28 protein-coding genes are annotated in these 23,963 nt (G+C 56.6%); 27 read left to right on the top strand and 1 reads right to left on the bottom strand.

The window, feature by feature from the left end:
• Positions 1-13: 13 nt before the first annotated feature.
• The 18 genes from A6U86_RS05550 (at position 14) to A6U86_RS05455 (ending at position 16,483) form a co-directional block, all read left to right on the top strand.
• The gene (locus A6U86_RS05550; RefSeq protein WP_244509828.1) at positions 14-451 is read left to right on the top strand and encodes a hypothetical protein; all 438 of its coding nucleotides are present in this window, start codon (positions 14-16) and stop codon (positions 449-451) included.
• Complete coding sequence (locus A6U86_RS05545; protein WP_068386998.1) at positions 448-1,122, top strand: hypothetical protein; 675 nt, start codon at positions 448-450, stop codon at positions 1,120-1,122. The genes A6U86_RS05550 and A6U86_RS05545 overlap by 4 nt, the downstream gene beginning before the upstream one ends.
• A gap of 1,316 nt (positions 1,123-2,438) precedes the next feature.
• Positions 2,439-2,630: a hypothetical protein gene (locus tag A6U86_RS05540; protein ID WP_068386995.1), complete on the top strand. Its 192-nt coding sequence runs from the start codon at positions 2,439-2,441 to the stop codon at positions 2,628-2,630.
• Positions 2,631-2,642: 12 nt separating this feature from the next.
• Positions 2,643-3,005: a hypothetical protein gene (locus tag A6U86_RS05535; protein ID WP_068386993.1), complete on the top strand. Its 363-nt coding sequence runs from the start codon at positions 2,643-2,645 to the stop codon at positions 3,003-3,005.
• Between the two features lie 697 nt (positions 3,006-3,702).
• Entirely contained in the window at positions 3,703-4,107 is a 405-nt protein-coding gene (locus tag A6U86_RS35400; RefSeq protein ID WP_068386987.1) for a hypothetical protein, read from the top strand.
• A gap of 124 nt (positions 4,108-4,231) precedes the next feature.
• On the top strand, positions 4,232-5,644 hold the full coding sequence (gene terL, locus A6U86_RS05520; RefSeq protein ID WP_343287062.1) for a phage terminase large subunit: 1,413 nt from the start codon (positions 4,232-4,234) through the stop codon (positions 5,642-5,644).
• A gap of 16 nt (positions 5,645-5,660) precedes the next feature.
• The gene (locus tag A6U86_RS05515) at positions 5,661-7,085 is read left to right on the top strand and encodes a phage portal protein (protein ID WP_083196727.1); all 1,425 of its coding nucleotides are present in this window, start codon (positions 5,661-5,663) and stop codon (positions 7,083-7,085) included.
• A 15-nt stretch (positions 7,086-7,100) separates the two neighbouring features.
• Positions 7,101-8,747 (top strand): hypothetical protein, encoded by a 1,647-nt coding sequence (locus A6U86_RS05510; RefSeq protein ID WP_068386978.1) that lies wholly within the window; start codon positions 7,101-7,103, stop codon positions 8,745-8,747.
• Between the two features lie 69 nt (positions 8,748-8,816).
• A complete protein-coding gene (locus A6U86_RS05505) occupies positions 8,817-10,406 on the top strand; it encodes a hypothetical protein (RefSeq protein ID WP_083196726.1) in 1,590 nt (529 codons plus the stop codon).
• 58 nt (positions 10,407-10,464) lie between these two features.
• Entirely contained in the window at positions 10,465-10,914 is a 450-nt protein-coding gene (locus tag A6U86_RS05500; protein ID WP_068386975.1) for a hypothetical protein, read from the top strand.
• A gap of 6 nt (positions 10,915-10,920) precedes the next feature.
• The gene (locus tag A6U86_RS05495; protein ID WP_068386972.1) at positions 10,921-11,523 is read left to right on the top strand and encodes a hypothetical protein; all 603 of its coding nucleotides are present in this window, start codon (positions 10,921-10,923) and stop codon (positions 11,521-11,523) included.
• A gap of 359 nt (positions 11,524-11,882) precedes the next feature.
• A complete protein-coding gene (locus tag A6U86_RS05485) occupies positions 11,883-12,695 on the top strand; it encodes a hypothetical protein (RefSeq protein WP_068386966.1) in 813 nt (270 codons plus the stop codon).
• Positions 12,696-12,704: 9 nt separating this feature from the next.
• Positions 12,705-12,884, top strand: a complete 180-nt coding sequence (locus A6U86_RS05480; RefSeq protein ID WP_068386963.1) for a hypothetical protein — start codon at positions 12,705-12,707, stop codon at positions 12,882-12,884.
• 28 nt (positions 12,885-12,912) lie between these two features.
• Positions 12,913-14,445: a phage tail protein gene (locus A6U86_RS05475; RefSeq protein ID WP_068386960.1), complete on the top strand. Its 1,533-nt coding sequence runs from the start codon at positions 12,913-12,915 to the stop codon at positions 14,443-14,445.
• A 13-nt stretch (positions 14,446-14,458) separates the two neighbouring features.
• Positions 14,459-14,905, top strand: a complete 447-nt coding sequence (locus A6U86_RS05470; protein ID WP_068386958.1) for a hypothetical protein — start codon at positions 14,459-14,461, stop codon at positions 14,903-14,905.
• 47 nt (positions 14,906-14,952) lie between these two features.
• A complete protein-coding gene (locus A6U86_RS05465) occupies positions 14,953-15,285 on the top strand; it encodes a hypothetical protein (RefSeq protein ID WP_141683635.1) in 333 nt (110 codons plus the stop codon).
• Positions 15,286-15,458: 173 nt separating this feature from the next.
• Positions 15,459-15,941 (top strand): hypothetical protein, encoded by a 483-nt coding sequence (locus tag A6U86_RS05460; protein WP_068386951.1) that lies wholly within the window; start codon positions 15,459-15,461, stop codon positions 15,939-15,941.
• A gap of 17 nt (positions 15,942-15,958) precedes the next feature.
• Positions 15,959-16,483 (top strand): phospholipase D family protein, encoded by a 525-nt coding sequence (locus tag A6U86_RS05455; protein WP_068387942.1) that lies wholly within the window; start codon positions 15,959-15,961, stop codon positions 16,481-16,483.
• Here A6U86_RS05455 and A6U86_RS05450 read toward each other — a convergent pair.
• Complete coding sequence (locus A6U86_RS05450) at positions 16,470-16,973, bottom strand: hypothetical protein (protein ID WP_141683634.1); 504 nt, start codon at positions 16,971-16,973, stop codon at positions 16,470-16,472. The genes A6U86_RS05455 and A6U86_RS05450 overlap by 14 nt on opposite strands.
• Positions 16,974-17,037: 64 nt before the next feature.
• On the opposite strand from A6U86_RS05450, the gene A6U86_RS05445 reads away from it, so the two are divergent.
• From A6U86_RS05445 to A6U86_RS05410, 9 genes are read left to right on the top strand one after another with little or no spacing between them, the layout of a single operon-like run.
• Positions 17,038-18,870: a hypothetical protein gene (locus A6U86_RS05445; RefSeq protein WP_141683633.1), complete on the top strand. Its 1,833-nt coding sequence runs from the start codon at positions 17,038-17,040 to the stop codon at positions 18,868-18,870.
• An 8-nt stretch (positions 18,871-18,878) separates the two neighbouring features.
• Positions 18,879-19,646 (top strand): hypothetical protein, encoded by a 768-nt coding sequence (locus A6U86_RS05440; protein ID WP_068386943.1) that lies wholly within the window; start codon positions 18,879-18,881, stop codon positions 19,644-19,646.
• Between the two features lie 3 nt (positions 19,647-19,649).
• Positions 19,650-19,871 (top strand): hypothetical protein, encoded by a 222-nt coding sequence (locus A6U86_RS05435; protein ID WP_068386939.1) that lies wholly within the window; start codon positions 19,650-19,652, stop codon positions 19,869-19,871.
• Position 19,872: 1 nt separating this feature from the next.
• Positions 19,873-20,907 carry a phage late control D family protein gene (locus A6U86_RS05430; protein WP_158008730.1) on the top strand — a complete coding sequence of 345 codons (1,035 nt, stop codon included), beginning with the start codon at positions 19,873-19,875 and terminating at the stop codon, positions 20,905-20,907.
• Between the two features lie 2 nt (positions 20,908-20,909).
• Complete coding sequence (locus tag A6U86_RS05425) at positions 20,910-21,356, top strand: hypothetical protein (protein ID WP_068386934.1); 447 nt, start codon at positions 20,910-20,912, stop codon at positions 21,354-21,356.
• The gene (locus A6U86_RS34610) at positions 21,349-21,609 is read left to right on the top strand and encodes a PAAR domain-containing protein (protein ID WP_083196724.1); all 261 of its coding nucleotides are present in this window, start codon (positions 21,349-21,351) and stop codon (positions 21,607-21,609) included. The genes A6U86_RS05425 and A6U86_RS34610 overlap by 8 nt, the downstream gene beginning before the upstream one ends.
• Positions 21,610-21,612: 3 nt before the next feature.
• A complete protein-coding gene (locus A6U86_RS05420) occupies positions 21,613-21,978 on the top strand; it encodes a hypothetical protein (protein WP_068386931.1) in 366 nt (121 codons plus the stop codon).
• Between the two features lie 10 nt (positions 21,979-21,988).
• Positions 21,989-23,116: a baseplate J/gp47 family protein gene (locus A6U86_RS05415; protein ID WP_068386928.1), complete on the top strand. Its 1,128-nt coding sequence runs from the start codon at positions 21,989-21,991 to the stop codon at positions 23,114-23,116.
• On the top strand, positions 23,116-23,916 hold the full coding sequence (locus A6U86_RS05410; protein ID WP_198929023.1) for a hypothetical protein: 801 nt from the start codon (positions 23,116-23,118) through the stop codon (positions 23,914-23,916). The genes A6U86_RS05415 and A6U86_RS05410 overlap by 1 nt, the downstream gene beginning before the upstream one ends.
• Positions 23,917-23,963 lie beyond the last annotated feature (47 nt).

The raw sequence follows: 23,963 nt of genomic DNA, 5'->3' as shown, positions 1-23,963 counted from the left end.
TCAAGCCCGCAGTATGTTCAAGGAGTTCGGAATTACGGTGGTTGCGGCCAACGTTGCGCCAGCTGTTGGGCAGACGCGGGCGATTGTCACTCTGGAACGCATCATAAAGCGCTATGGAGAGCCACACGCGCGCTTCGTGGTCATGACGCTGGCTGACACCTCAAATTCAAAGGGCACCATTGATGAGACGACGCTATGGTGTGTCTCTGATGTCTTGAGGGCCGCAAAGAAGAATTTCCCCGATCTGATCGAGAACGACACGGAATCGTGGTTTCAGTTCTGGGACAGCATTCCCCTCGGATGGCTGGAATTCTGGTGCCTTGATCTCGAAGGAATTATCTCGAAGCGTCATGCTTTAGCCGGCATGTGCTATGAAAGGCTTCGTCGCCGGTTCGGCGATCTGGCAATCCAACCCGATCTATTAGATGACCGCAGGAGCGCTGCTGCATGACTCGTGACCAGATTGAAGAGCTTTTCATCCAGGCGGCCGAAACGGACCACAGACTGCCCGATACGGCTCGCCCAGCGCGACTGAAGGCGCAGGCCATCCAGTACTACCATTCTCAAGCCGACGTGAATGGATGGGGTGCTGAGCGCTTTGCCGAGGAGCGAGCTGATTTTCTCTCTCACAAGACGACACGCCTTCGGACATCCGATGTCACCAAATGGGAACTGGCGAACGCCCTGATCGTCCTCGTCTCCAAGTCGCGCGACCGCCACTGCCTTTGGCATTGGGCTATTGCAAAGGCCGGCGGGAAGTCTTTCAGTAAGTGGTGCCGGGAAGGGTTTCGGGACGTTTCCGGCAATCATATTCGGTTCAGCCGGAACTATGCCCTTGAACGAAAAAACCGGGCAATCCTCGAAATAACATTAGCATTAGATTGTAAGCCATTGCAGCATAACGAAAACGGTCGTTCTGCCAGCTTGCAACATATGGGTGAAATGAGCGATAAAGACGTCATACTCGCAGATGACGTGCCCACATATTGGAGAGCCCCAGACGCTAGGCCGATGGCTTGCGATTTCGATCGGGGTCTTCAGAACTTTGAATGGGCCGATCTGCAGAACGAACGCCGACGACAGCGAGACGCTGAGAGGCGCAAGCGCCAGGTTGCGGCATGAATATGAGGCAATGCCAATGGCACCCTCGGATCGGAGCGAGAGCTTCGGTCAACGAAATGGTACAGTGCTGCGACCGAGGCCATCATGGGATTCTCGCAGCCGTAGTGGCAGAGTGGTAGTGCCGGAGACGGTAGAGACGCCTGGATGCCTTGGGGATGCGAAACTGGTCAGTACGTCGATGTATGTCGGCGGAATACCGGCCCCTGATATTCGAGGCGAATGCCTCACAATAGTCTTACCCCCTCCGGTTCCGGTAGAGTTGAGGGGCCAAGCTGACCGCTCTATGAGCGACTGATGAAGCGCAAGCAGAAACGCGAAAGCGTCTCGTAGGCCATGCATAAGGTCAGTTAGGTGGCATGGGCAGGCCGGAGCACACATTCGAGGCGAATGCCTGCGAGACTACAGGCTTTGATGTCTCGCTAATCCTTGTCGCCTCTAGCATGTCGGCCCCGGCCTCTGGCAAAAGGATTGACTTCCTTCGCCATGCCAGCGTTACCGGAACCAACCGGGTGTCTCGTAGAGAGTGCGCGCTTCAACTACGAGATGGGGCTATCAATTCGCCGAAAGGCAACGAGATCGGGCGAGCGGATTCGGACTGCTCAGCAAAGCAACCGAGCTTCGACGGAAGCGATAAACTGCCCGAATAGATAGCATTGGTCATAACTGAATTTGGTAACTGGTATCCAGCCGACGAACCTTTCAGGAGGGCGCTGGACGAAGCAGCACGTAGCGGCCGACCAATGTTACATCAATCGGGAAGGCGGCATCGTAACACGACCACGGTTCGCTACCATGGTGAGGTCGGGAGAGGCGATATGTCTCGTAACCTTGGCAACCCGGATGCTGGATAGGGTAGCGCTGCCCGTTCCGTCTCGATACCTATTCCTCCCAAGAGGAAAACAGCAGCGACGATCCGCGAATTGACGTGGTGTCCCCGGGGGAGCGAAGGCCGTCCTGACCCAGATACAATTGTTACTCTCAGGGTGGAGGGTCTAAGGCCCGCTCCCGAGTAGTTCCTCGCAAGGGGACATGGCGGCGGCGTGGATGGACACACGACTGCGGTTTAAGACAAGGGTAGCCCGAAAGGGTGCGACCCCCACCTATGGCGAACTTGTAAAGCCCGAATGTGGGAGCCGGTATCAAGCCCGGGCCGCCATGAATTATCCTTAAGCCTGTAGGCAGGCACGTATCGAGAAAAGGAGGGGATTTCTCTCTTTTTTGGGATTCTATCAACGATATCAATCGCTTGAGTTTATAGTCGTAATATAGGCCCGATCGGCATAACTGCTGGTCGGGCGTTTCATTTGGAGAGTGAGATGGATCTGAACCGAGACCAAAAGGTACTCTTGGTGATGATGGCACTCGTCTATATCGCCGTGTTCGGTGCCGATTACTCCAAAATTGCAGCACTCTTTTGCGTTCTAACTGCTCTTGTTTTGAACATATGGCTAATGCTTCAGCACGTCCAGATCACCATTTGGCGCTGGAGATTCGGCAAAATTCGCTGAGAAAGGTTCGTCATGACCCTCGCAGAATTCAAAGCATGGTTCGAAGGCTTCACGGAAACACTGGAAGCCGCACCGAATGAAAAGCAGTGGGAGCGCATCAAGGCTCGTGTAGCTGAGATCGACGGGGTTGCCGTCACCAAAACTGTTTTTGTCGAGCGCTATTGGGATACGTATCGTCGTTGGAATGATTATCCAATGGTATGGGGCTCTCCCGTGGCTGCATGCAGCTCTGGACAATCGGCCGCGCTCGGCGGGGGGTCGGTTTCTTTCAATGCTGGCAAAAGCAACTCGTCCGAAGATGGACTCGTCGGTAGCCCATCGATCTTGGCTATGATGGATCTCGGCAAAGCCGAGTATCGGTCGCTGGATTCTTGAGATGAGCAGTGCGGCGTGGGAGAGATACCAGCGTGCGCAACGCCGCCAGGCACTCCTATGCGCTATTGATTGGGTGGTAATTGTTGGCGTGGTGTCACTAGCGACTGCACTTGCTTCCCATGCCAAGCAAGAAATCGCAAAGCCTGATATCGCCCAGTTTGTCCCGCGGAAGGCGCTAGACGCTCGATCCGACATGCCGCCCTGCATGGTTCCCAGACAAGCCCCACAGCGTATCTATTGGGTGCTGAAGGCCAAGGACGGGACAACGCTTATCGTTGGGGCCGAGGATGTGAGGAAGCGGTGCTAAACCGCATCCATTAGAAAATATCATTCGAGAAATGACAACCTGTCATGGGCAGATAGGAAAAATATTCCATGAACTGGCTTCTATCCCTCTTCACTCGCCCCAACTGGCTGAGGACAAGGGGAAGACGGCCTATGTCGAGCCGGTATCCATCCGCATTAGCGGGAAGGGGTGGCGGGTGGGGTTTCGGAGGTGGCAACAATGATCGAGCCGCGATGACCGAACGCGAGAAGCAAGCCGAGGTCGACAACCTCATAGCCGTTCTAAAGCAAGAGGGAATGCCGTACCCGAAGACGAGCGGCAATCTTTGTCGCGGCGTGTTCCTGGACGGGGTATTGGCGGATTGCCGGCGGTTGGTCGCTGTGGCGAGGAAGGCGAAAGCCTCAGTTTGAAATGACCGAGAAAATCAAACGGAATTCAAACGGGGCGACGGGAAAGCGTGGTGGGCGCCGCCAGGGAGCCGGACGGCCTCAAGGGGCGCGTTCCAGGGCGACCAAGACCCATAAGGCCACTCTTTCAGATCTCGCGCGTGAGCACACTTCTGTGGCGCTGACAGCGTTGGTTGATATTGCCAAGGGCGGGGAAAGTGAAAGTGCACGGGTGTCCGCCGCCAACGCCCTCCTAGATCGAGCCTATGGGAAGCCTACGCAAGCGCATGAGCACAAAGGTGCGATCGGCACTTACGATCTAACCAAGCTGAGTGATGATGAGTTCAACCGTCTTGAAGACATCCTCGGTTCGCTTGCCCTCGATGGGCGAGATCAGAGCGGAGAGGGCGAGGAGGACGGCTCAGGCTGAGCGAGACCGCCTCTCCAAAGACGGAGAGGCCATTCGCGCACGGTGCCAGACACTCTACGGCTTCATTCAGGAGTTCTGGGACATCCTTGAGCCCTCCAAGCCCTTCGTTGGCGGATGGGCCATCATGGCGATGTGTGATCACCTTGAGGCGGTGACACGGGGCGATATCCAGTATCTACTCATCAATGTGCCGCCCGGCATGATGAAGTCGCTTCTGGTTGCGGTCTTCTGGCCAGCATGGGAGTGGGGGCCGAAAGGCCGCGCCTTCATGCGGTATCTGACGACATCGTATTCAGAAGCCAACGTGCTTCGCGATAATCAGAAGATGCGCCGTCTGGTCGAGAGTGATCGGTTTCAGGCCCTATGGGGATCTGAAGTCACTTTCACCAAAGACCAAAATGCCAAGGGAAAGTTCGAGAACACACAGACGGGCGGTCGTGAAGGCCGCGCCTTTGGGTCTATGACTGGTGGCCGCGGTGACCGGGTGATCATCGATGACCCACATTCGACTGAGACCGCAGAGTCCGATACGGAGCGCTCCAACGCGATCCGAATGTTCAGGGAGTCCATCACGGACCGTCTGAATGACATGGAAAGTTCAGTCATCGTTGTGATCATGCAGCGACTTCATGAGAATGATGTCTCTGGCACTATCCTAGCGCTCAAGCTTCCGTATGTGCATCTATGCCTGCCGATGGAATATGACCCGGATAGGCATTGCTCGACCAAGATTGGATTTGAAGATCCGCGGCAGAGCGAAGGTGAGCTGCTGTTTCCAGAACGTTTCGGTCGAGCCGCCGTCGAAGGACTAAAGGTCGCTAAGGGATCATATGCTTACGCTGGGCAGTATCAGCAGCGCCCCGCACCCCGTTCGGGCGGCATGTTCCAACGTGGGGACTTCGAGATTGTCGAGGCCGTGCCGGCTGGGGCGAGACGTGTCAGAGCGTGGGACTTCGCGGCGTCCAAGCCAAAGCCAGGACGTCAACCAGACTGGACCGTTGGGTTGGGTATGTCCTATGTCAACGGGACATTCTATGTTGAGGACGTTCGTAGAGGCCGGTGGTCACCAGCCGAGGTTGAGAAGAACCTAAAGAACACGGCAACCCAAGACGGCACATTCGTCACCGTCCGGATGCCTCAAGACCCAGGCGCAGCGGGTAAGGCTGATGCTGACACCAAGGTCAAACTCCTCGCAGGGTTTGACGTCAAGGTTGTTTCGCCAACTGGTGACAAAGCTACTCGCGCCAAGCCGGCATCTGCTCAAGCTGAGGCAGGCAACGTCAAACTTATTCGAGCGGCTTGGAACGACGCGTTCCTTGATGAGGTGTGCTCGTTTCCGAATGCGCAGTTTGATGACCAGGTGGATGCTTTCGCCGACGCATTGAATGAGTTGGCATTGGGCAATCTCGGGCCGGGCATGGCACTCTTTGAGTTGATGAAACAGCAGGCAGAGGCTCCGGTGGAAGCGGTAGAGCCACCTCAACCTGAACTGGCGCCTGGATCGATAGAATACGTGCAGGCCATCTTGGGCCGCTGAAAGGATAGCCGCCCCAATGCCGTCTCTAACGCCTGGTGCTGTTGTTCAGACGCTGTCTCAGTTCAGCACCAATATGACATTCCAGCCGTCTAGCGGACTATTCTCGCCTGGCTTGCCGCTGGTACCACCAGATCCGCAGCCGGTTCGCGTTACGGACTTCCCGACAGGAACGAACCTTAACTGGACGCCTAGGGCCTATGAGCCGTTCGGATTCCCGGCGCTGCGAAGCTTTTCCAATGTCGAGCTTGTCCGCTTGGCGATCGAGACCAGAAAGGATCAGATTGAGCGCCTAGACTGGCGGATCAAGAAGGTTGGGGCCAAGACGGCTGATGACAACGATCCGCGCATCAAGGAAGTCTCACGCTTTCTGAGGAAGCCAGACGGGCAGCATCATTTTGCTGTGTGGCTCCGAATGATCGTTGAAGATCTGCTGGTCCTCGACGCCCCTTCTGTCGAGATTCGCCGCAGCCGCAATCAAAAAGTCATCGGCCTCGATGTTGTCGATGGTGCGTCGATCAAGGTTCTGGTGGACCAAAATGGGCGTCGGCCGCTTCCTCCGCACCCCGCATACCAGCAGGTCATCAAGGGAAGAGTTTGGACTGACCTCACGACCAACGATCTGCTGTACGAACCCCGAAACCGGCGCTCAAATCACCTCTATGGTTTCGGCCCGGTCGAACAGATCATTGTCACTATCAATACGGTGATGCAGCGCCAGGCGGCGCAACTCGCTCACTTCACGGCTAGCAATATCCCGTCGGGTATCCTCAATGCTCCTGACGGCTGGACGCCGCAGCAAATCAAGGACTTCCAGGACTGGTTCGATGCGATGCTGACTGGCAATACGCAGGACCGGAGCAAGCTAAAGTGGGTGCCCCAGGGCACGAAGTATTCCGCCTTCAAGGACGCTCCGATTAAGGACGAGTTCGATGAATGGCTGGCCCGCATTGTGAGTTTTGCATTCTCTTTGCCACCGACGCCATTCGTGAGGCAGATGAACCGCTCCACATCAGAAGGTGATCAGGAGCGCGCCGAGCAGGAAGGCTTGGGTCCGCTTCTGTCGTGGGCCAAGCGTCTCATGGACGATGTTATTCAGGATCTTCTTGGATACGCTGACCTTGAATTCACATGGGAAGTTGAGCGGGACGTTGATCCCGAGACCCAGAGCAAGATTGATGACATGGATCTTCGCAACGGTTCACGCACGTTGAACCAGGTGCGAGCCGACCGCGGGCAAGATCCGTATCTGAACCCGCTTGCCAATGATCCGCTCATCCTGACGGTCAATGGCTATGTGCCCCTCGCATCCTATCAGGATAGCCGGGACGACAAGGCTCACAACGCTGAAGTGGTAGCCAATGCGACTGCAGAAGCGAAACGTACAGACAACCAACCTACCGACGGCGAAGACGACCAGCCGCGTGCCGGTTCTCCGGAATAAGCAGAGGATATCGATATGAAGCTCTTCGCCGCCTTCACCAAGGTCGAGGATAATGCTGATGGCACCCTTTCCATTGAGGGGATTGCTTCCACTGAGTCCGTCGACAGTGATGGCGAGGTCGTGAAAGCGGCTGCAATGGAGGAGGCTATCCCGGATTTTATGCGCTACGGGACCGGGGCTATGCGTGAAATGCATCAGCCTATGGCGGCTGGCACCGTTGATAAGGCGGAAGTGGTCGAAGGAAAGACGCTGATCTCCGGCACAGTCGTTGATCCTGTGGCCATCGCCAAGGTCAAGGCGCGGGTCTACAAGGGGTTCTCGATTGGCGGCAAGGTTACCGGACGCGATGAGCTGAACAAGAAGCATGTCACTGGCGTGCGACTGGTTGAAATCTCTCTGGTCGACCGACCGGCCAATCCCGACGCTGTCATCAGCATGTGGAAGGCTGAAGCTCTCGAAGAAACTGACGTACTCGCGAAAGATGAAACCACTGGCACAGTCGAACAGATTGAGACTGTGGTGATTCCGCCGAATAAGGGCGATGATTTTGAACAGGTCTGGGTTTCAAAGCGTGATCAGTCTCAACATCCGAAGAAAGCCGATCTGATTGCTCATCACAAGGCGCTCGATGACGCGGCCGCACTCGCCGACCTGACCGGCGATGCCATGGGCAAGCTCGGCGAGATCGAGGCCATCACCAAGCGCGAGTTTTCGACTGAAGAACGCGACGCCGCAGCCAAGGACGGCCATGCGCTGCCAGATGGCTCATTCCCGATAAACAATGTCTCTGATCTGGAAAACGCCGTCCATGCCTACGGTCGAGCCAAGAACAAGGCACGAGCTAAGCGCCATATCATCCGTCGTGCCAAGGCGCTCGGCGCTACCAAAAAGTTGCCCGAGGGATGGGCAGGTTCAACCAAGAAGGCGGAAGGTGAGGGCGATCTGTCCAAGGCACTGTCGCTGGAATGCGTTGCTGACATGCTTCAGCTCCTCGCATGGATGGACAGGATGGAGGACTCCTATGAGGCCGGATACTTCTGGCCTGAGGCCGTCATTCCTTCTGATGAGATGAAGAACCGCTTTGGCGCCCTTCTGGTCGAGTTTGGTGACTTGATCGCCGACTCCCTGGATATGGTCCTCGGCTCCATGGGCGAAGAGGAAGCCGGTGAGGCTATTCAGCGCGGCGAACTTCTAATCAACATCGCCAAGGCCGGCGCTCGTCATTCACAATCGGATATGGCTGATCTGCAGGGTGCACATGATGCACTGGTAAAGCTCGGCGCCGACTGTGGCATGGGGAAAGCTGTCGCCTCTGAAGACCTAGAGAAGGTCGAAGGCGATGAGACTCTGCTCAAGAAAGCCTATGACCAGATCTCTGCGCGCCTTGATGAGGTGCTGCCGATGGTCAAGGGGATGAAGGAACATAACGACGCGCTGGAAAAGCGCATCAAGGAAATTGAGAGCCAGCCCGTACCCGCCAAAACTGCGGGTGTGATTGCGGCTGTTTCCAAGGAATTCGACACGATCGGCGCCTCCGCCGAACCGGTCATCAGTAAAGCCGAAGCTGAAAAGATGCTGGAAGCGCTTTCACCGGAGGATCGAGCAATCGCGCTCATCAAGATCTCTCACGGGAAGCCCTACACCATGACCCCGCGCGGCTAACCGAACCCCATTTCATCAATTGCTCTATTGCGCACCCGTCAGTGGCGGGTGACGTGAAAGGATTCCCTTATGGAAACCAAGACCGAAACGGTCGAAGACCTGATCAAGAGCGCCCGCGCCAATCCCTCCGAGGATATTGCGCGTCGCATCATGACCGAGGCCGGCGCCGGTAACTCCGTCGATGTCATCTCCGCGGTCCTAAAGGCCGCTGGCGTCTCCGATGATGTCATTCAGAAAACCATCTCCACCTCGACCGGCCTCGTCGCCTATGACCTGCAGGCCCCAGCGAAGAACCTCTATCCAGTCGCAACCCCGATCCGTAACCGTCTGCCTCGTGTCGGCGGTGGCACTGGTACGGCGACCAACTGGCGCCAGGTGAACGCTATCATCGGTTCTGGCTATGATGCCATGGGCTGGGTTCCGGAAGGTCAACGTTCGGGCCAGATGTCCTACTCGACGTCGAGCAAGGCTGCTTCATACGCCACGATCGGCGAAGAAGACGCGATCACCTATGAAGCCATCAACGCTGCCAAGGGCTTCGAAGATGCGCAGGCTCGCATGACGATGCGCCTCCTTCAGAAGACCATGCTCAAGGAAGAGTTCGCTCTGATGGGCGGTAACAACTCCCTTGCGCTGGGCACTCCCGCGGCCCCGACGCTCTCGGTTGCCGGCACGACGGGCACACTGCCGGCGCTCACTTACTCGGTGATCGTTGTTGCGCTCTCTGTCGAAGGCTACGCCAACGCTTCGAAGTTGGCCGGCTCTCTTTCGATTGCCACGACCAAGACCATTACGGGCGCGGACGGCAAGACCTTCGTTCTCAATGGCGGTTCTTCCAACAAGTCAAGCGCAACCACTCAGGCAGTAACGCTTGGGCAGATCCTCTCGGCGACCGTGCCGATCGTGACTGGCGCAGTCGGTTATGCATGGTTTGTCGGGGCTTCTGGTTCCGAAACGCTCCAGGCTATCACCACGATCAACTCAGCAACCTTCTCTGCTCCGCTCACGGGTGGCGCTCAGGCTGCTACGACTGTTGCCGCTGACTACTCGACCAACTCGCTGGCATTTGATGGCCTCATCACTGCGGGCTTCAAGCCTTCGAACGGGGCTCAGGTCGTAACGCTTCCGACCGGCACGGCCGGGACCGGTACCGTGTTGACCGCATCAGGCAAGGGCTCCGTCAACGAAATCGATACGCTGCTCCTGAATATGTGGAACGCCTATCAGGTCATCCCTTCGGTCATCTACGTGAATGCGCAGGAACTGAAGAACATCACAGCGAAGGTTCTGACGGGTTCGTCGGCTCCGCTGCTGCAATACTTCAAGGACGCCAACAACGCAGAATACCGCCTGGCAGCTGGCGGCACGATCGAGTTCTACTTCAACCCGTTCATGTTGGACGGTGGCATGAAGATCCCGATCAAGATCCACCCGAACCTTCCTCCGGGCACGATCCTGCTCTGGGCCGAAAATCTACCTCTGCAGTACCAGTCGAATGAGGTTCCGAACGTCGCCGAAGTCAAGACGCGCTCGGACTACTATCAGATCGATTGGCCGATCACCACTCGCCAGCGTCAGGTCGGCGTCTATGCCGAAGAAGTTCTGGCGATCTATGCTCCGTTCGCAATCGGTCTGGTGACCAACATCGCAAACGGCTGATGAGACAGGAGGCCGCAGCATTAACTGCGGCCTCCTCCTTTTGATGAGGAAGAGACGAATGAAGAAGCTTAAGGCCCCGATTGGCGCTGATGGCGCGAACATTGGCACCCGGCTATACCCGCTCGATGCAGATGGAAACATAACGGTTCCGGATGATGCGGCTCAGACACTCGTCGGCGTTGGCGGGTTTCAGCTTATCGCTGATATTCCAGGCGCGCCCGAGGGACATACCGTTCTGCTGTCCACCAACGGCCCCCAATCATGTTCTCATGGTTCTGATAGCTTCTCGACCGATGAAAATGGCTATGTGACCGTTCCCACATCGATGGTTGGGGCTCTCTTGAGCCACGGATTCGCTGTCCCAACGCCAGCTATTATCGAGGGTGCCGAACAGCCTGAGCCTGCACAAGCAGATGCCGAGGCAGTCGATATCCCGCAAATCCCCTTCGGCACTCAGCTGGAAGCAGTTCAGACGTCAGTTGAAACCTCCAATTCTGTCGCAGAGTGATCCATCATGGCCGTTGGTCCAAATGATCTTGTCACGCTTGCCCAGGCTTATGCGTGGCTACAAGTGCTGCCAGGATCGGACGACACAAATCTCCAATTCGCCATCAGCGCCTATTCGCAACTAATTGCAGACTGGTGCAGCCGTACTTTTGTGGTGAGCACGTTTTCCGAAGTCTATGACGGCCATGACAATGCGCGGATGATGATCCGAAACTATCCGATCATCTCTGTGGCCTCCCTCGCGATCAACGATCTGGCGGTTAATCCGGCCACGTCGACATTCGGGCCAGGCTATACCTTCAAGAACCGTTCGGTCGATCTGATGGGGGGCGCGATCTTCTACCGCGGACTCTCGAATGTCGCGATCACCTACACGGCAGGTCTCAATCCTATCCCGATCGATCTGCAGATGGCTTGCCTTGAGTGGATGAAGGTTGCCTACAACGAGAACCGTGATCGTGATCCGAATGTGGTTTCCCAGCGTGCAGGCGACACAGAACAGAAATATCAGGCTGGCGGCTCAGTCACTATACTTCCCGGCGAAGCCGCGGCGATGCCTGCGAGTGTCTATGCCGTCCTAAGTCAATATCGCAACACTCTGCCGGTCTGATTGATGTCCTTTATGTATCCCCGCACGATCGCCGTCACGCGGCCTACGGGCCAGACTGGCGTCGGGAACGTGGGTTACAGCGGTGTGCTGAAATCTACCGAGACGCCCGTAGTTTCTGGAATTCCGGCGAATATTCAGGCCAAAACCACTATGGCGAGGACTTATGCCGGTTCACTGCCGGCTGCACCTCCAGGCCCTATTGTCTGGCGTGTTTTTATACCACTTCGCGCAGTCGCAAATGGCGTGATCCTTGACCGGGACATTATCACCGACGACCTCGGAGAGCGCTATCAGGTGGAAGCGGCCTACTGGAATTCCATGGGCTGGAATATCGCCTGTATCCGTCTTGAGGCTCGCTGATGGCTGACATCTCGGACGTAGAGAAGGCCATCGTCACGAAGGTCTCGGCGGCTCTGTACCCGAATGGGACGTCACAGCCTTCGATCATCACGGCGCCTTGCAAAGTCATGCGAGGATGGCCTGTTCCGAAGCAACTCGATACAGATCTGGACACCGGCATTCTGACTATCTCGGTTTTCCCGATGCCAATGGAGCGGAACACAACCCGCTTTACGACTGATCTACAGACGCTCAACATCCCGACACCAACGATCACGGCGACGATCTCAGGCCAGACGATCACCTTCGCCGGAACTATTGGGTCAACTCAGAACATCGGCGTCACGGTAGGGTCGTGGCAGTCAACGAGCGAGACTGTGGTGTATCCGGCCACGACCAGCGACACCATGACCACCGTCGCAACAGGCCTAGCGGCTCTTCTTGTTGGCGCTGGGATCGCCGCCACATCTAGTGGCCCGGTACTCACCTTACCTCCCTCAGCCATTGTGACGGCTGCGGTGGGCGTCTTCGGTACTGTCTGGCAGGAGTTTAAGCGCCAGGAGAGGGCCGTCATGGTGTCTCTCTGGTGTCCGAACCCTGCGATGAGAGACCAAGCAGCCCCGATCATCGATCTGGCGCTCGTTAAGAATGAGCACTTGCTTCTGCCGGATGGATCTGGGGCGCGAATGGTCTACCAGCGCACGATGATTTCGGATGAGCGCCAGACGCTCGAAATCTACCGTCGAGACTTCGTCTACATGGTCGAGTACGGCACCAACGAGATCACGACATACCCGCAGATCATCTCGACTATCGCCATCACCACCACCTGAGGACGCCTCATGAAAGCGCTGACCGTTACAGCGCCCTTCGCTTCGTATGCGAGGGGTGATCAGATCACTGATGCCGACAAGATTAAGTCGGTGCTCGAAACCAATCCAAATGAGGTCGTGGCGGTCAATCTGCCCGACGCTCCGGCTCAGTCCGGCAAGGATGCCCCTCAGGCGTCTTCGCAGTCCTAATCCACCACACAATACGAGGGCAGCCTAAATGCCGATCTTCCCGCAAGGGGCGCTGAACACGACGGCGCTCTCTGTTCCGGACGTCTACGTCCAGATTATTCCGCCGCAGTTCCTGATCAATGGCGTGCCCTCCAACGTTCTCGGCTTGGTCGGAACGGCGACTTGGGGTCCCGTCAATCAGCCGAAGATTGCTGGCAGCCCGACCGAATGGGCTACGATCTTTGGCCCTTACCAGAATCGTCTCTTTGATGCCGGAACGCACGCGACGATTGCCTTCCAGCAAGGCGCCACGGCTATTATGGGCGTGCGTGTGACTGATGGCACCGACACGGCGGCTACAATTCTGGTCCAGACGACCTGCATCACCTTCACGTCCAAATATACGGGTTCGTTCGGCAACGGCATTCAGGTGTCTGTTGCTCCCGGCTCGGCCGCGAGCACCTTCCAGGTGAAAATTGCGGCGCCCGGTCTTGCTCCGGAAATCTTCGACAACATCGCTGGATCAGCGAATGCGCTCTGGGTGGCGATGGCGGCTGCCATCAATAACGGCAATGCCGTGCGCGGCCCCTCGAACATCATCGTAGCCACTGCCGGCGTTGGTACCACTGCCCCCGCCACGGCGAGCTACACGCTCGCTGGCGGGACTGATGGCACTACCACCATCAACGCTACAGCCATGCTTGGCACCGACACCAACCCTCGCAAGGGTATGTATGCGCTTCGAGGGCAGGGCGTTGCTGTCGCAGTCCTTTGCGACCTGACTGACGCAACGAGTTGGCCGACGCAGGTCTCGTTCGGCCTGGGCGAGGGGATCTATATGGTGACAGCCTTCGCCTCCGGTACGAGCGACCCTCAGACCGCTGCCACGGCCAAGGCTACTGCTGGCATCGACTCCTACGCCATGAAGATCATGCTTGGCGATTGGGTCTACTGGTTCGATACCCTCAACGGCGTTTCAAATCGGCTTGTCTCGCCAGCCGCCTTCGCTGCCGGTGAACTTGTTTCGCTTTCTCCGGAGCAATCCACGCTCAACAAGCAGCTCACAGCGGTCGTGGGAACGCAGAAGTCCTATACGGGCATCCCTTACACCTCCGCGGATATTCAGATCCTCGTTAGCGCCGGCATTGATGTGATCTGCAATCCAGTGCCCGGCGGCAATTATTTCGGTTGCCGCACCGGTCACAACAGTTCGTCCAATGCTGTCATTCATGGCGACAACTATACCCGGCTCACCAACTACATCGCCACGACCCTCAACTCGGCGATGGGCATCTATGTTGGGAAGCTCAACTCACCGACCGTGCAGCGCCAGGCAAAGATCACCCTCGATTCGTTCCTCCAGGCGCTGACAGAACAGGGCATGATTGGTTCGTCCGACGGCAAGGTGCCTTACTCTGTCGAGATCGACGCCACGAACAACCCTCAGGGCCGTGTTGCCCTCGGTTACCTGCAGGCGAACGTGCAGGTCAAATACTTCTCGATCATCGAATTCTTCCTCATCAACCTCGAAGCGGGCCAGTCGGTGCAGGTCAACAGCACCGGCGTGAGTTTTGCCGTCTAAGGAGCCCTGACCCATGCCTGTAAACACCGGTTTCGGTTCCCTGAATATCGGGAAGGACGCAGTCCTCGACGTGATCCTTCCAGACAATTCAATCCTTCCGCTGGCAATTCTGACGAGCTTCACCAAGAAGCAGAACACAAAGGAACTCGACAGCAAGGGGCTCGATGGCATCAACCGTCTTGCTTCGATCCCTGACACATGGTCAGGTGATCTTTCTGTCGATCGCGCCAGCAGCGTCCTGGATGACTATTTTGCGCAGGTCGAAGCAACCTATTTCGCGACCGGCACCCTGAACGCCCTCCGGATCACAGAGACGATCACAGAGACGAATGGGACGATCACCCAATATCGCTACGACGGCGTGGCCCTGGCCTACGCGGACGCCGGTACGTTCACCGGAGACGCCTACGTCAAACAGAAGCTCAACTGGAAAGCGTCCAAGCGCATTAAGGTGCAGTAATGGCTAGCGTTACAATCAAGAAGGCTCCAACGCCCTCGGAAGAGATCGTGAGTGACGCAAACAAGGTTGTGGTCGTGACTGATGCCCGCGGGCGTTCGATTGGGATCAAGAAACTGGGCATGAGCGTTCGGCGCCGTGTCCTGAAGGCCCTCTCGGACGAAAGCTCGCGCAAGCAACAGTATCTTGGCCTCGTCATGGTGGCAGCCTGCGTGGTGGAAATTGACGGTATTCCGGAAGCGCTGCCATCGACGGAACTTCAATTTGATGCGCTGATTGACCGGCTCGATGATGACGGCTTCACGGCGATCGGTCGCGGTATTCAGGAACACTTCGGCGTTGGGATCAGTGAAGAAGAGCTTGCCGAAGACGCAAAAAAATAGCAGCCGACCCAGACATTAGAAGCTCATTGTTCTTGGTCAGCAAAAATGCGCCATGGGACGTTGCATTCAGTCTAGGGCCGGCTGAGAAACTTGCATACTGCGTCATCCTCGGAGAGCATGAGGGCGGCAACTTCGATTGGAACACGCTAAGCTGGCGCAAGAATGGTTGATCAATGGCTGATTTCTCTTTGGAAAGTATGGCCGACTTCCTGTTGGATCTTGCTGTCCATATGCCAATGTCCGAAAAGAGCGCGCTGGCTGAGGCCGCTCAGTTGGTCGAGACGGAAGCGAAAGAAGAAATCGGCCACTATCAGGGATCGGCTGGCCCATTCGCGGCTTGGGCCCCTCTAAAGCCAGATACCATCGCCCACAAGGCCAACGGCGACACGCCGCTCCTTGAGACCGGCGAGATGCGGGATAGCATCGGGACAGTGGTCCTCGATCACGAAGCTCATATCGGTTCAAACGATGACAAAGCGGTTTGGCAGGAGCTTGGAACATCGCGTGGCATTCCTCCGCGCTCATTCCTTGGTGGCGCGGCGGTGCGAAAATCCGCTGAAGTGAAAGAAGTCATTGGACGCCACATGCATGGCGCTCTGATCAAGCCTGAAACCACGCATGCGAACGGGGCTGCGGTCTCGATACCGATCAAATGAAGTGCTATCTCAGGACCATGAGATTCACCGCCGCCATCGCCCTATCGCTCATAAGCCTTCCCGCCGTCGCCGCGCCGGTGGCATTTGCCAAGATCTCGGTTTGCTTCACCCCTGGCGAACAGTGTGAGGATCGGATTGTTGAGGCGATCGACGGCGCCAAGACGAGCATTCGCGTTCAAGCCTACGGGTTCACGTCTCTACCCATCATCCACGCCCTACAGCGAGCCGCAGAACGCGGCGTTGAGGTTCTGGCGATCTTGGACAAGGTGAATGAGCGGAAATACTCAGGCGCTACACTGCTTGAAGCTGCTGGCATCCCGGTCTGGATCGACTATGAGCCGACCATCGCTCACAACAAGATTATGATCATTGATGAGCGGCTGGTGGTGGGTGGCTCCTTCAACTACACGGCCTCGGCGCAAAAGCGGAATGCGGAAAACGTCACGTTCGCTGAAAGCCGCGACCTAGCCAAAGAGTTTTCTGAGAATTGGGATCGGCGCCTGAAGGTTTCGAGGGTGTTCGAGGGCACTACTTCAAACTGACTTCAATGTTGCCGCCGCGGTCTTCGAAATCATACTGGTAGCTATAGTTGTTGCAGACCACCGTAAAGCCACGCGACCAAACCCATTTGCGGGCGGCTGAAATGCTGTCGCAGCGCCATCCCTTTGCTTTGATCAGTTCGATGGCGATCGGATAGAGCTCTTTCGGAAAATCTGGCATCACCTGAGAGTTTTGTTCGATCGGCGGCGCTTCTTGCGCATGGGCAACGTGAGAGATCAAGGCCCCGACAAGCATACCAACTATGACGACTGCGGCGAAGAAGAAGCCAAGCATCGTGAAAAACAACGCTGAGACGTTGGCTTTATAGAGCCAGTGCCCGCGGCCCTGCATCTGTCGCACATACCACTGCCAAGCCGTCTTTGGTTTCGGCAGATGGTCAATAACTCGGTCAAATCTGTCGGTTTTCGAAGGTCGAACACGCTCCTCCCTCATCCATTGGCGACGAGGAGGGTAATCCCATTCCTGGCTCATGCAGGCGCTCCGTTGAAACAGAGCGAGAACATGAGCCATTTTCTTCAAAAAGTCGAGGTTGCCTGTGGACGTCTGGAAAATTGGCGTAGCGATCAGCCTCACAAACGGCATGTCGCCGGTTCTGGCTGTTATCGCCGCGGATCTTCTTGGCCTCAAAGGGAAGGTCGGAGAGGTCGAAAAGGCTTTTTCTAGTTGGAACCTGGCGCTTGCGGGAACTGTGGGCATTCTCGCCGGCGGGGCTATCATCGCGGGCGTCGCCAAGCTAGCGGACCATGGAAAAGAATTGATCCACGTCCAGCAGCAGATGGCTGCGGCCGGCGTCAATCAGGTTGATATTGCCAAAGCCACGGCTGACTCCTGGAAAGTAGCCTCGCAATATGGCCTGAAGGTATCTGATGTCCTCGCCGACATCAAAGAGGCCCGTATGGTGTTCGGCTCCACAGAGCACGCCATGGACTTCATCGCTCCACTTGAACAGATGCGCGTCGTTCTGAACGCTGTCACCGAAGGCTCCGGCGATAAGGCTTCCGACGCTGTCTATGAGATGGCGAGAGCCGGCGAACTTAAAGGCCTTCAGACGCCCGATCAGTTCATGTCGTACTTCGACATGATGACCAAGGCGATTACTGCCTCAGGCGGCAAGGTGGATCCGAAGGGCTTCCTTCAGGCAACGCAGTACGGTCGCTTGGCCTCAAAGGGCTGGGACGAGGAATTTTATACAAAGTATTTGCCTTCGCTCATTCAGGAAATGGGGCCATCGCAGACTGGTACGGCCCTAATGTCGCTCTTTGGAACGGCAGTACAGGGCAAGGTCACGAAGAGGTCTCTCGGCCAGATGATGGACCTCGGTCTCATCGAAGATCAGTCCAAGATCATCTATGACGGGAAGGGCGATCCTGTCGGCTTCAATCCCGGCGCCGTCAAGGGCACTGATTTGATGACGAAAGACCCGTATCGGTGGGCGCAGGAAGTCTTCAAGCCTCTGGTCGAGGGTAAGCTTGGGCATCAGGTCTTTGCCGGCGACGAAAGCGCTATCCAGTTGCTCGGTGGTATGTTTGGCAATCGGACATCCGCGCAAGCGATCGCCACTCTGCTTCTGGAGGGCCAGCGCATCAACAAGGACGCCAGCATCGTTGGGCAAGCACAAGGCGTGGGTGCAGCTGGCGGTCTTCTGCAGAATGACCCGAACACAGTTGAGAAGAATTTCTCATCGGCGTGGAATAACCTGCTGACGGCGCTGGGCTCTCCACTGGTTCCTGTGGCCATTCAGGCGATGAACACCATGGCAGATGTCATGAAATCGCTGACCAATTTCGCGAATGGACATCCTGAAACCATCAAGATCATCGGCGAAGCCCTAGTTGGCCTTGGCATAGGTCTTGCGGCCTTGGGCGCTGTCGCGGTTGTAGCAGCTGCTGCGGCACTGATACCGGGCGGCGCTATAGCCATTGCAGTTGCCGCGATCGGCGGGATTATCGTTTCGATTGTAGCCTACAATTGGCATGCCATCGTTGATGTCTTCACCGGGATCTACAACGCGATCGTCAATTTCATTTCGCAGTTGGCCCAAATCCCCGGGATGATCAAGAATGCTATCCTCGGTGGACCCGGGGTAGGCCCTCCAGGTTCGGCAAACGCTCCCGGAACACCGCAGTTCTCGTTCCCGGAGCCTGGCGTACATCCAGGCAAGGATCAGCTCGGCTACAATCCGGCAAGTTGGGTTCCGCCAGCCAACAATAATCAGCCGGTGACCGTCCACGCCGCCCTCAATGTCGATGGGCGCCGGCTTGCTCAGGCCGTCAGTACGCATATGGCGCGCAATGGCTCGTGGTCTGGATCGTCGTCTACCTTCGATGGGCAGGCCATGGCTGCTCCGACTGATGTTTCCTTTATCTGAGGATCGACATGGTTAGCTTGGTCCTCGGCGGCGTAACGTTCCAGAACTTCGAAATTCCGGAACGCATCAACTTCGGCGGCCGTCAGCACGCGGCCGTCCACAAATTGATCGGGGGCAATCGCGTTGTAGATGCGATGGGCCCAGATGCGGATGATGTGAATTGGTCGGGAAGGTTTCGTGGGCCGGACGCCATGGAGAGGGCACAAGCGCTCGACGCCATGCGTTCAGCCGGCGCTCAAGTCACGCTTTCCTACATGAGCACGTTCCTTGTCGTGCTGATTACGGAGTTCAAGGCTGAGCCGGAGCGTTTTTACGAGATCCCTTACAAGATCACCTGCACGGTGGTCACGGATCTTATCAACGATGCTCTTGGGGCAATCGTCAACGGGATTGATACGATTGTGGGAAATGCGCTCACGGTCGCTGCATCATTCACGGCTGGCGGGACGTCTGCGGCTCAGATTGCTACTGCGGCGGCTGTTTCGACAGTCTCAACGGCTGTCAGCGCTGCCGGATCGCTACAGGACGCTTCTACAGCAACCCTTTCGACGGTTACCTCGACCGTGTACACAGCAGCATCTACGATTGACGGGATAGCCGCAGGCCTAGACGCGACGCTCGGGGTAGGGGCCGGCACGCTGCCCGGCGTCGACCCTGATCAGATGGCGTCATTTATCACGAGCCAACTTCAGAACACGACAGACGAATCTGCCGCCCTGTTCTCGAAAGACAACATTAATCTTATCGGCAAGAACCTGGCTCTCCAGCAAGGGTGACGCATGGCTTTGCAAAGCTCTATTCCCGCCGTTGTGACCAATCGGGTCGTCACGGTGGCTGGCGGAAATCTCTATGCTCTGGCGGCTCAGTATCTTGGCGACGCGACGAAATGGTATCAGATCGCGAAGGCTAACGGTCTTTCTGACCCGATGATCGTTGGTATTGTCACCTTGACGATCCCTCAAACCACTATCGCCTCTAATGGCGGCATTCTGGGAGCCTGACGTGACACTCAGGCAGCCACGGGCATTCATCATCGCTAATGGCGAAACGCTGAACTGTATCAGCGTTGACGTCCAGATGTCGAAGACGCACAAGTCCGACACCTTTCACTGTGAGATCCCCTTCGGCGCCCTTCCTGCCGACATGGATGAGGGCTGGTGGTCTGAGCAGAGCGATATCGCCGTTCAAGTCCAGTTCCAGACCGATGCGATCAGTGGGGCTGTCCAGGTTTTTGACGGGAAGGTCGACAAGGTCGGCCATAACTTCGACCAGCGCATTTTGAGCGTGCAGGGCAGGGACAAGGCCGCAGCTCTGATCGACAGTAAGTCCAGCGAGAAGTTCAACAATCTCACGCCTGACCAGATCGTAAAGCAGATCGCCGGACGGCATGGGATCAACGTTGATGCGGATTCTCTGCCATCCAAGGGCGGAAAGATTTTTCAGCTCGACTACGCCAAGCTCACCAACGACGAATCCGAATGGACAGTAATCACGCAGCTTGCCGATATGAATGGCATGGTCGCGTATATGACCGGTGGCATTCTCTATTTCAAGGCGGTCGATGAACAACTGCCGGTCCTGGATGTGGTCTATAGCCCACCAACTGCGGCCTCCTATGCCAGCGGCAATTTCATGACCTTGAAGACGTCACGGAACGTTATCCTTGGGCGCCCCGTGAATGTGAAAGTCCAGAGCTGGAACCACAAAGAGAAGAAGGCTTACGAATATGGTGCCTCTGAACCGACAGGCTCCGGCGAGCCCCTGAATTATAATTATGAAGTACCGGGTCTGACGGGCGACCAGACACAAAGGCTCGCCGAGAAGCGCCTAGCCGAAAACACGAGCCACGAACTTATGTTCGATCTGACGATGCCGGGGGATCCTACTGTGACGCCTCGCTTCGATATGCGGCTTAGCGGTACAGGAACCGCCTACGATCAACAGCACGACATCACGACCATAGAGCATTCGATGAGCCAGTCCGGGGGCTATCGGATGACTGTCTCTGCGAAGTCGAAATCCAAGAAGCGAAAATAGGCATGATGGGTGATATCGAAGACCTGGTGCGCAGGATTGTGGATCAGGTTCTCAGCCGGCGCCCGAAGCCATCAATCGGAACCGTTACCTCCTATGACCCCAATCGGTATGCAGCAAAGGTTTTGTTGCAGCCAAAGGGCGTCGAAACTGGCTGGTTGCCGATCGAGACGGGTCATATCGGCAATGGTTTTGGGATCGCTATAGGCCTCACGGCCGGCGATCAGGTCAAGGTGGACTATGTTGGCGGCGACAAAGACGCGCCATCGATCACAGGGCGTCTTCATTCCGACCAGGAGCGCCCACCAGTCGCCCAATCCGGTGAGATTGTCATTCAGTCAGCAGCGGGGTTCATCCTCAAGGCTGACCAAGCAGGAGTGCTGACTCTGAGCACGAATGGTCAAAACATCAACATCAATGCCGGCGGCGGGACGGTGAATATCAATGGCTAACCCGGTGGCTAGATTTGGTGACACTTCATCACACGGGGGCTCTATCACCTCAAGCGCATCGAAAACGGGTGTTGAAGGAAAGCTGGTGGCGCGCGTTGGAGACACGCTTTCCTGTCCAATTCATGGGCCGAACCCAATCCTTACGGGAAGCCCGAAGTTCACGGCCGAGGGCGCTCAGGTGGCAAGAAGTGGGTCCGTCACTGCATGCGGAGCCGTGATCGTTGGGGGCGCGACCAAGACCCTTTGTGAGTGATCCATGCCAGACGTTGCACATTTCTGGGGTGAAGACCTCACGGCATCAGCGACCGGTGACATTCTTATGGTCGATGGTGATGATCTGACAACTCAGCGGATCATCAGGCGCCTGATGACCGCAGTCCAAGGATACATCTGGCATCTCGACTACGGCGCAGGCGTTCCGGCACAGGTCGGATCCCCACTGAATCTAGATCTGGTTCGCAGTGTCATCCGAGCGCAGATCGCCATTGAGGCCACAGTAGCCAGAAGTCCGGCCCCCGTGATCACCGTGACCGAAATCCTCAATGGGGTATCGGTCTACATCCTGTTCTACAGCGCGAAGACGGGGCAACAAGCCACGTTGTCATTCGACGTAAACAAGTAGCGGCAAATATATGGCAACGTTGAATATTAAGTCCTTCACCACTCTGGTGCGGGATCAGGCGACGGCTGTCCAGTCGAAGGCCAATTCCCTCATAGACTTCACGATCGGTTCGGTTCTTCGATCGATTATAGAGTCCAATGGTGGGGTAGGACTTTGGCTTCAAAGCCTCATCCTCCAGGTGCTTGCGCTTACTCGAGCTGCGACATCTTCTGGGTCTGATTTGGATTCGTGGATGGCCGACTATGGCCTGACACGTCTCGCATCGACCGCAGCCGTTGGCAGCGTCACCTATTCACGGTTCACGCCCACTACTTCGGCGCTGATCCCGATCGGTTCGAGGGTCCAGACTTCAGACTTCACGCAGACCTTCGTGGTGACCGTTGACACCACCAACGCAGCTTACAGCGCCTCGTCTGGCGGGTATATACTCCCGGCGACTGTAGCCAGCGTGACAGTCCCAGTTGCGGCTCAGACGGCTTCATCAGGAAGCAATGTCCAGGCAAATACGGTCACCTTGATCCTGGATGCGATCATTGGCGTCGATACAGTCAACAATACCGCCGCCTTTACGGGGGGCACTGATGGTGAGAGCGACGGCGCTTACCGTGCCCGCTTCGTCAACTACCTCGCATCTCTGGCCCGCGGAACTGTGGCTGCGATCCAGTTCGCAATCTCGAATGTTCAGCTTGGCATCAAGTCGAGCATTTTGGAGAATGTGAACTTCTCGCTGCAGACTCAGCGCGGCAACCTGACAATCATTGTGGATGACGGGACCGGTTCTCCCCCATCCTCGCTTTTGACAAGTGTCTATCATGCGGTGGATGCCTACAGAGCGGCAAGCATCACGTTTGGTGTGTTCCCCCCGACTGTTGTGACAGCGAATGTGAGCGCTATCGTCGGCGTCGTATTAGGGTATGACCCAGCAGCCGTGAAGGGCGCGGTCGGCCAGGTTGTCACCAACTATATCAATACGCTCGGGATCGGCGTCACTCTCTCTTACACGCGGCTTGCTCAGGTCATCTATGATGCATCCCCGGGCGTCGCGACTGTCTCCAGCCTGACCCTTAACAGTGGAACCACCGATCTAGTGGCTACTGCGGTCCAAACCATAAAATCCGGCACAGTGGCGATCGACTGATGGCGATAGGCGACCAGGACGATTTCATTAGCCGCATCAAGGCTACACTTCCGGCATGGTTTCCGAGCTCATCCCCAATCCTTGATGGCATCTTGGCAGCCTTCGCCAATGTTGCGTCATGGATCTACGGGCTCATTATCTATGCCAAGGCGCAGACGCGCATCCTGACGGCGACCGATGGATGGCTTGATCTCATCGCCTTCGACTTCTTCGGGCGCCGTATGCAGCGCGGCTCACGAACGGACGATGCGTTCCGATCAGCAATCATCGCAGAACTCTTTCGCCCCAGAAACACCCGACAAGCCATCATTAATGTTCTGACCGGCCTGACTGGCATAGCGCCCGATATATTCGAACCGGCGCGCCCGATCGATACAGGGGGCTATGCTCCCGGGCTAACAGGTGATGGTAGGGGCTACGGGCTCGCCTATAACAGCGCTGGTGGCTACGGCTCGCTTCTGATGCCCTACGAGATGCTGATTACAGTGCATAGAGCGCCGACTGGCGGAATTCCCAATGTGATCGGTTACGGCGGTCCAGCCGGCGGCTACTCAACACCCTCGACCTTCGAATACGGCAATCTGGACATGATCCAAGGGACCGTCACAGATGCCGACATCTATGCTGCCATCAATAATGTGCGAGCGGCTGGCGTAACGGCTTGGGTTCGCATCGATGACGGCGCGAGTGCTCCTCCGGTTGGCTACATGTTCCTGTTTGGGAACACCGGATCGTCACTCATCCAGTTGAGCGGCCAGGTTCCAGGCATCGGCTACACCTACCTCTACGGCAAAATCTAACCGTTCCCATCCCAAATAGTGCCGCTTACGCGGCTTTTCTCATTGGA

Source organism: Rhizobium sp. AC27/96 (assembly GCF_001692325.1).
In the GTDB taxonomy this organism is placed as follows: Bacteria; Pseudomonadota; Alphaproteobacteria; order Rhizobiales; family Rhizobiaceae; genus Rhizobium.
This window is presented reverse-complemented; position numbering and strand designations above follow the sequence as displayed.